The organism is Vibrio natriegens NBRC 15636 = ATCC 14048 = DSM 759, assembly GCF_035621455.1.
GTDB lineage: Bacteria > Pseudomonadota > Gammaproteobacteria > Enterobacterales > Vibrionaceae > Vibrio > Vibrio natriegens.
The window spans coordinates 3,171,182-3,178,004 of sequence record NZ_CP141822.1 but is presented as its reverse complement, the minus strand read 5'-3'; the positions used below and the strand labels follow the sequence as shown (position 1 = coordinate 3,178,004).

Annotated in this window: 8 protein-coding genes; all 8 read left to right on the top strand. The window is 46.6% G+C overall.

The features are described 5' to 3' along the window. The first annotated feature begins 425 nt into the window (after positions 1 to 425). The 8 genes from VER99_RS14570 (at position 426) to mnmE (ending at position 6,780) form a co-directional block, all read left to right on the top strand. The gene (locus VER99_RS14570; protein WP_014230421.1) at positions 426 to 1,172 is read left to right on the top strand and encodes an amino acid ABC transporter substrate-binding protein; all 747 of its coding nucleotides are present in this window, start codon (positions 426 to 428) and stop codon (positions 1,170 to 1,172) included. Between the two features lie 112 nt (positions 1,173 to 1,284). Continuing rightward, entirely contained in the window at positions 1,285 to 1,956 is a 672-nt protein-coding gene (locus VER99_RS14565; RefSeq protein WP_014230420.1) for an amino acid ABC transporter permease, read from the top strand. After that, on the top strand, positions 1,953 to 2,690 hold the full coding sequence (locus VER99_RS14560; RefSeq protein WP_020333576.1) for an amino acid ABC transporter ATP-binding protein: 738 nt from the start codon (positions 1,953 to 1,955) through the stop codon (positions 2,688 to 2,690). Before VER99_RS14565 ends, VER99_RS14560 begins: the two co-directional genes overlap by 4 nt. A 241-nt stretch (positions 2,691 to 2,931) precedes the next feature. Beyond that, the gene (rpmH, locus tag VER99_RS14555; RefSeq protein WP_005378825.1) at positions 2,932 to 3,066 is read left to right on the top strand and encodes a 50S ribosomal protein L34; all 135 of its coding nucleotides are present in this window, start codon (positions 2,932 to 2,934) and stop codon (positions 3,064 to 3,066) included. Between the two features lie 46 nt (positions 3,067 to 3,112). Then, positions 3,113 to 3,436 carry a ribonuclease P protein component gene (gene rnpA, locus VER99_RS14550; RefSeq protein ID WP_020333575.1) on the top strand — a complete coding sequence of 108 codons (324 nt, stop codon included), beginning with the start codon at positions 3,113 to 3,115 and terminating at the stop codon, positions 3,434 to 3,436. After that, the gene (gene yidD, locus VER99_RS14545; protein ID WP_005378822.1) at positions 3,403 to 3,660 is read left to right on the top strand and encodes a membrane protein insertion efficiency factor YidD; all 258 of its coding nucleotides are present in this window, start codon (positions 3,403 to 3,405) and stop codon (positions 3,658 to 3,660) included. The genes rnpA and yidD overlap by 34 nt, the downstream gene beginning before the upstream one ends. A 2-nt stretch (positions 3,661 to 3,662) precedes the next feature. Beyond that, the gene (gene yidC / locus VER99_RS14540; protein ID WP_014230417.1) at positions 3,663 to 5,285 is read left to right on the top strand and encodes a membrane protein insertase YidC; all 1,623 of its coding nucleotides are present in this window, start codon (positions 3,663 to 3,665) and stop codon (positions 5,283 to 5,285) included. 133 nt (positions 5,286 to 5,418) lie between these two features. Next, a complete protein-coding gene (gene mnmE, locus VER99_RS14535) occupies positions 5,419 to 6,780 on the top strand; it encodes a tRNA uridine-5-carboxymethylaminomethyl(34) synthesis GTPase MnmE (protein ID WP_020333574.1) in 1,362 nt (453 codons plus the stop codon). The last annotated feature ends 43 nt before the right edge of the window (positions 6,781 to 6,823 follow it).

The following is a 6,823-nucleotide window of genomic DNA, read 5'->3' as shown; positions in this document are numbered from 1 at the left end:
GGCGCCCCCACTGAGTAGTTGAATTATCGGAAAAGACTGGCAATTTTACCTGTTGATAACCAAGATCGCCAGCAATTGATCGACGATCCAGTGAATAAGATCGAAGTTATTCACAATTATTTCGTCAAACATAGTGAGATCAACACACCTTGCCCCAACTTTGCCCACATAACGATCCACAATTGGGCAAAAATGGCCAGATCATGTGATTGGTGATAACTCTGTGTATTATTTTATTTCCGGCAGGGATTTTTTAATCTCCAGTCATCAATGAGATCGTTTTTGTTAGTAGTTTGTAAAAATGTAATTATGATAGATTAGACAAATAACTTATTACACTACGGTCTAGATTATTGCACTTGGTTATTATTTAATTGAGTTATTTAACAGTAGTATATCTGACCATAAAATTGTGGAGATTTATGATGAAAAACTGGATTAAGGTTGCTGTGGCGGCTATTGCACTATCTGCGGCGACTGTTCAAGCAGCAACAGAAGTAAAAGTTGGCATGTCAGGCCGCTACTTCCCATTCACTTTTGTAAAGCAAGATAAGCTACAAGGCTTTGAAGTGGATATGTGGGACGAGATTGGTAAACGCAATGATTACAAGATCGAATACGTCACTGCGAACTTTTCTGGTTTGTTTGGTCTGTTAGAAACGGGTCGAATCGACACGATCTCAAACCAGATCACCATGACAGAAGAACGTAAGGCAAAATATCTGTTTGCTGACCCATACGTGGTTGACGGTGCACAAATCACAGTACGTAAAGGTAACGACAGCATCAAAGGCATCGATGATCTGGCTGGCAAAACCGTAGCAGTAAACCTAGGTTCGAACTTTGAGCAGCTTCTTCGTAAGTACGATAAAGACGGCAAAATCAACATCAAGACATACGATACAGGTATCGAGCACGATGTTGCTTTAGGTCGTTCTGACGCTTTTGTTATGGATCGTCTGTCAGCACTAGAGCTGATCAAGAAAACTGGTCTTCCACTAGAATTAGCTGGCGAACCATTTGAAACCATTCAAAATGCCTGGCCGTTCGTAAACAACGAAAAAGGTCAAAAGCTACAAGCTGAAGTTAACAAAGCACTTGCAGAAATGCGTGCAGACGGTACGGTTGAGAAGATTTCCGTGAAGTGGTTTGGTGCCGACATTACCAAATAAAACACTTTGAAATATAAGGTGCGGAGAGATACCCTCCTCACCTCTATAAAATTACGTGAAGGTGGAACATAGTTTTCCACCTTTTCTTTTCTCTAGCGTTCAGGAATGCCGAATGGGATTTGATTTTAATTACATGTTGGAACTGTTGCCGATATTGCTCAAATATCTTGGCACAACCATGGAAATGGCAACATGGGGATTGGTGTTCTCACTGATTCTTTCCATCATTTTAGCCAATATCCGCGTTTTTAAGGTTCCAGTACTCGATCAATTGAGCCAGCTGTACATCAGCTTTTTCCGAGGAACCCCACTTTTAGTTCAGCTGTTCCTGCTTTATTACGGCTTACCGCAAATCTTTCCATTTATGGTTGGCCTCGACGCTTTCTCTGCGGCCGTGATCGGTTTAACCCTCCACTTTGCCGCCTACATGGCAGAGAGTATTCGAGCGGCAATCATCGGTATTGATCGCAGCCAGATGGAAGCGAGCTTATCGGTGGGCATGACGACCACTCAGGCGATGCGTCGAGTAATCTTGCCGCAAGCGACACGTGTTGCGCTGCCATCTCTGATGAACTACTTCATCGATATGATTAAATCGACTTCCCTCGCCTTTACGCTGGGCGTGGCAGAAATCATGGCTAAAGCGCAGATGGAAGCATCATCCAGCTTCCGATTCTTTGAAGCTTTCCTTGCCGTCGCTCTGATTTATTGGGGCGTGGTCGTGATTCTGACCCGCGTTCAAATTTGGGCTGAAGCGAAACTGAATAAGGCGTACGTTCGATGATTAAATTAGAGAATATTCATAAGCGCTTTGGTGATACTGAAGTACTCAAAGGCATCGATATCGACATCAAACAAGGTGAAATCATCGTTATCATTGGCTCCAGTGGTACCGGTAAATCCACCTTATTACGCACGGTTAACTTTTTAGAACAAGCTGACGAAGGGCGCATCACGATTGATGATGTGTCGGTAGATGTAAATAAACACACCAAAGCCGAAGTACTGGCTTTACGTCGTCGCACTGGGTTTGTGTTCCAGAACTACGCTCTGTTTGCTCATATGACCGCTCGCCAGAATATTGCTGAAGGTTTGATTACCGTGCGTGGCTGGAAGAAACAGGAAGCACTGACTCGCGCTCAGCAGATTCTGGACGATATTGGCCTTGGTGATAAAGGCGACAGCTACCCTGCCGCACTATCTGGTGGCCAGCAGCAGCGTGTCGGCATTGGTCGAGCCATGGCACTGCAACCAGAGCTTCTGCTCTTTGATGAACCCACTTCGGCTCTGGATCCAGAATGGGTTGGCGAAGTGTTGTCATTAATGAAGAAGTTAGCTAATCAGCATCAAACCATGCTGGTGGTGACACATGAAATGCAATTTGCCAAAGAAGTCGCCGATCGAGTGATCTTCATGGCGGAAGGCAATATTGTTGAACAAGGTTCTCCACAGGATATCTTCGATAATCCACAAGATCCTCGTTTGAAAAAATTCCTTAACCAAGTGGGAATAGAGTAACGATCAAGGTATAGGATCGATTGATCCTTGAGATTTTACTCACACTACGTATAATCGCCCGGCCGGAATTTCATACGCATTGAGTCATTGACACATTATGTGAGTGTGATTACAATTCCGCCTCTTTGTTGAGAGGCGTCGGTTGCCTTCTCTATGTAAAGAGCTTCTTTATATAAGAAAGCATGTGCCCACGCCGGGTTTAACAAGAACCTAAAACTACTGATCAGTAAAGGTAATTATCATGAAACGCACTTTTCAACCTACAGTTCTAAAGCGCAAGCGTACTCACGGCTTCCGTGCTCGCATGGCAACTAAGAACGGTCGTAAAGTTATCAACGCACGTCGTGCAAAAGGCCGTGCGCGCCTATCAAAATAATCGCTAGTTTATTTTGAACACGTACGCGTTTAATCGGGAGTTACGTTTGTTAACTCCCGAGCATTATCAAAACGTCTTCCAGCAGGCTCATCGTGCTGGCTCGCCTCATTTCACCATCATTGCTCGCAATAACACTCTTTCTCATCCACGATTAGGTCTAGCCGTTCCGAAAAAGCAGATTAAAACTGCCGTCGGTCGTAACCGATTTAAGCGCCTGGCTCGTGAAAGCTTCCGTAATAAGCAACATCAACTTCCAAACAAAGATTTTGTTGTGATCGCGAAGAAAAGCGCGCAAGATTTAAGCAATGAGGAATTATTTAAATTGTTTGATAAGCTATGGCAACGCCTGTCTCGCCCTTCACGTGGATAGCCATTGGGCTCGTTTATCTGTATCGCTGGTTTATCAGCCCTTTGATTGGTCCTCGTTGCCGGTTCACACCAACTTGTTCCACTTACGCGCTAGAAGCTTTGAGAGCTCACGGTTTTGTAAAAGGATGTTGGTTATCAGGCAAACGTCTATTAAAATGCCACCCTTTGAATGAAGGGGGGTATGACCCCGTTCCACCAGTCCAAAAACAAGACAGAGATAACTAACGATGGATTCTCAACGTAATATCCTGCTCATCGGTTTGGCCCTGGTTTCTTTTTTGCTGTTTCAACAATGGCAAGTAGCGAAGAATCCAGAACCTCAAGCAGTTGAACAGGCTCAATCAAACAGCAGTCTACCTGCACCATCTTTTGCTGATGATCTAGACCCAGCTCCGGGACACCAGCAAGCTTCTGCAAAAACTATCACAGTAACGACTGATGTTTTAACTCTGTCGATCGACACCGTTGGTGGCGATGTGGTACATGCCGACCTAAATCAATATTCTGCTGAACTTGATTCTGCTGACCCGTTTGTTCTGCTAAAAGACACTCAAGGTCACCAGTTCATCGCGCAAAGCGGCCTTGTGGGTCCACAGGGTATCGACCTTAGCAGCACTAACCGCCCTCACTACAATGTAAGTGCAGACAGCTTTACGCTTGCTGATGGTCAAGACGAACTGCGCGTTCCGATGACTTTCACAGCAAACGGCCTTGAGTACACGAAGACTTACATCTTTAAGCGCGGCAGCTACGCACTTAACGTTGAGTACGATGTAGTTAACAACTCAGGTAACAACGCAACATTTGGTATGTACGCTCACCTGCGTCAAAACCTAATGGACGATGGCGGCAGCATCACGATGCCAACATACCGCGGCGGTGCTTTCTCTACAGAAGATACGCGTTACAAAAAATACAGCTTTGATGATATGCAGGATCGTAACCTGTCTATCAACCTAGCAGATGGCCAAGGTTGGGCAGCAATGATCCAACACTACTTCGCTGCTGCTTGGATTCCACGAAACGAGCCAGGCACAAACCTTTACACTCGTGTAATCGGTAATATGGGCGATATCGGTGTACGTATGCCGAACAAGACCATTGCAAATGGTGACCAAGCGAAGTTTGAAGCAACGCTATGGGTAGGTCCAAAACTTCAGGATCAAATGGAAGCCGTTGCGCCGAACCTAGACCTTGTTGTGGATTACGGCTGGCTATGGTTCATCGCGAAGCCACTACACTGGCTACTGTCTATGATTCACGGCTTCGTGTCTAACTGGGGTGTGGCAATCATCCTGTTGACCTTCGTGGTTCGTGGTGCAATGTACCCACTGACAAAAGCTCAATACACATCTATGGCGAAAATGCGCATGCTACAGCCTAAGCTGCAAGCAATGCGTGAACGTATCGGTGATGACCGCCAGCGTATGAGCCAAGAGATGATGGAACTGTACAAGAAAGAGAAAGTTAACCCACTTGGTGGCTGTCTACCTCTTATCCTTCAGATGCCAATCTTCATCTCGCTATACTGGGCACTAATGGAGTCGGTTGAGCTACGTCACTCTCCATTCTTCGGTTGGATTCATGACCTTTCAGCGCAGGACCCATACTACATCCTGCCACTACTGATGGGTGCTTCAATGTTCATGATCCAGAAGATGAGCCCAACAACAGTAACGGATCCTATGCAGCAGAAGATCATGACCTTCATGCCGGTTATGTTTACCTTCTTCTTCCTGTTCTTCCCATCAGGTCTGGTTCTTTACTGGTTGGTTTCGAACATCGTTACGCTTATCCAGCAAACTCTGATCTATAAAGGATTAGAGAAAAAAGGCTTACACACTAAGTAATCCTTTAGGAAATGATTGAGAAAGGCGGCCAAAAGGTCGCCTTTTTGTTTTTGGCTGATTACAATTCAGCTAATTAATTGGTTCTGGCTCCCTAGGGCAATAAACCCTACAGCCCAGCTCAAAAGGCAAGATTATGACTACAGATACGATTGTCGCTCAAGCGACCGCACCTGGTCGTGGCGGTGTCGGCATTATTCGTGTTTCCGGCCCCAAGGCCAATTTGGTGGCAGAGGAAGTGACGGGTAAAACACTCAAACCTCGCTACGCAGAATATCTGCCATTTCAGGCAGAGAACGGGGCTGTGCTCGACCAGGGCATCGCTCTGTACTTCCCTAACCCACATTCGTTTACCGGCGAAGATGTACTTGAACTGCAAGGCCATGGTGGCCCTGTCGTCATGGACATGCTGATTAAACGTATCCTGGGCATTGAAGGCGTGCGTGCTGCACGTCCGGGGGAATTCTCTGAACGTGCATTCCTCAACGATAAAATGGACCTGACGCAAGCAGAGGCGATTGCCGACCTGATTGATGCCAGTTCTGAAGAAGCGGCGAAATCAGCCCTGCAATCACTGCAAGGCCAGTTCTCTCAACGCATTCAAACGCTGGTGGAATCACTGATTCACCTGCGCATCTATGTAGAAGCTGCCATTGATTTCCCAGAAGAAGAAATTGATTTTCTTGCCGACGGCAAAGTGGCTGGAGATCTGCAAACTATCATCGATAACCTTGATGCCGTGCGCCGTGAAGCCAATCAAGGCGCAATTATGCGAGAAGGTATGAAGGTGGTTATCGCGGGTCGCCCTAACGCAGGTAAATCCAGTCTTCTGAACGCACTCTCTGGTAAAGAATCCGCCATCGTGACTGATATCGCAGGTACCACTCGTGACGTACTGAGAGAACACATCCACATTGATGGTATGCCACTGCACATCATCGATACTGCTGGCTTGCGTGACGCCTCCGATGAAGTCGAAAAAATCGGTATCGAGCGCGCTTGGGATGAAATTGCACAAGCAGACCGAGTTCTGTTTATGGTCGACGGCACCACAACTGATGCGACCGATCCAAAGGACATCTGGCCCGACTTTGTTGATCGCCTGCCAGACAGTATTGGTATGACGGTGATCCGCAACAAAGCCGATCAAACCGGTGAAGAGATGGGGATCTGTCATGTGAACAACCCCACTCTGATCCGCCTGTCGGCAAAAACAGGGACTGGTGTTGACGCCTTACGTGCACATTTGAAAGAGTGCATGGGCTTCTCGGGTAATACCGAGGGTGGCTTTATGGCTCGTCGCCGTCATCTGGATGCATTAGAACGCGCTGCACAGCACCTTCAAATCGGTCAGGAGCAGCTTGAAGGCTATATGGCGGGTGAGATACTCGCAGAAGAGCTGCGCATCACTCAGCAACATCTGAACGAGATTACCGGGGAGTTCAGCTCAGACGACTTGCTCGGCCGTATTTTCTCTTCATTCTGTATCGGCAAATAATATAACGCGCGGTGTTAAGCTTAGGTTTATCACCGCGTTTCTT

Bases quoted from the DNA above. Each gene is read 5' to 3' on its own strand.
- VER99_RS14570 (WP_014230421.1), top strand. From the start codon at position 426: ATGAAAAACTGGATTAAGGTTGCTGTGGCGGCTATTGCACTATCTGCG.
- VER99_RS14565 (WP_014230420.1), top strand. From the start codon at position 1,285: ATGGGATTTGATTTTAATTACATGTTGGAACTGTTGCCGATATTGCTC.
- VER99_RS14560 (WP_020333576.1), top strand. From the start codon at position 1,953: ATGATTAAATTAGAGAATATTCATAAGCGCTTTGGTGATACTGAAGTA.
- rpmH (WP_005378825.1), top strand. From the start codon at position 2,932: ATGAAACGCACTTTTCAACCTACAGTTCTAAAGCGCAAGCGTACTCAC.
- yidD (WP_005378822.1), top strand. From the start codon at position 3,403: ATGGCAACGCCTGTCTCGCCCTTCACGTGGATAGCCATTGGGCTCGTT.
- yidC (WP_014230417.1), top strand. From the start codon at position 3,663: ATGGATTCTCAACGTAATATCCTGCTCATCGGTTTGGCCCTGGTTTCT.
- mnmE (WP_020333574.1), top strand. From the start codon at position 5,419: ATGACTACAGATACGATTGTCGCTCAAGCGACCGCACCTGGTCGTGGC.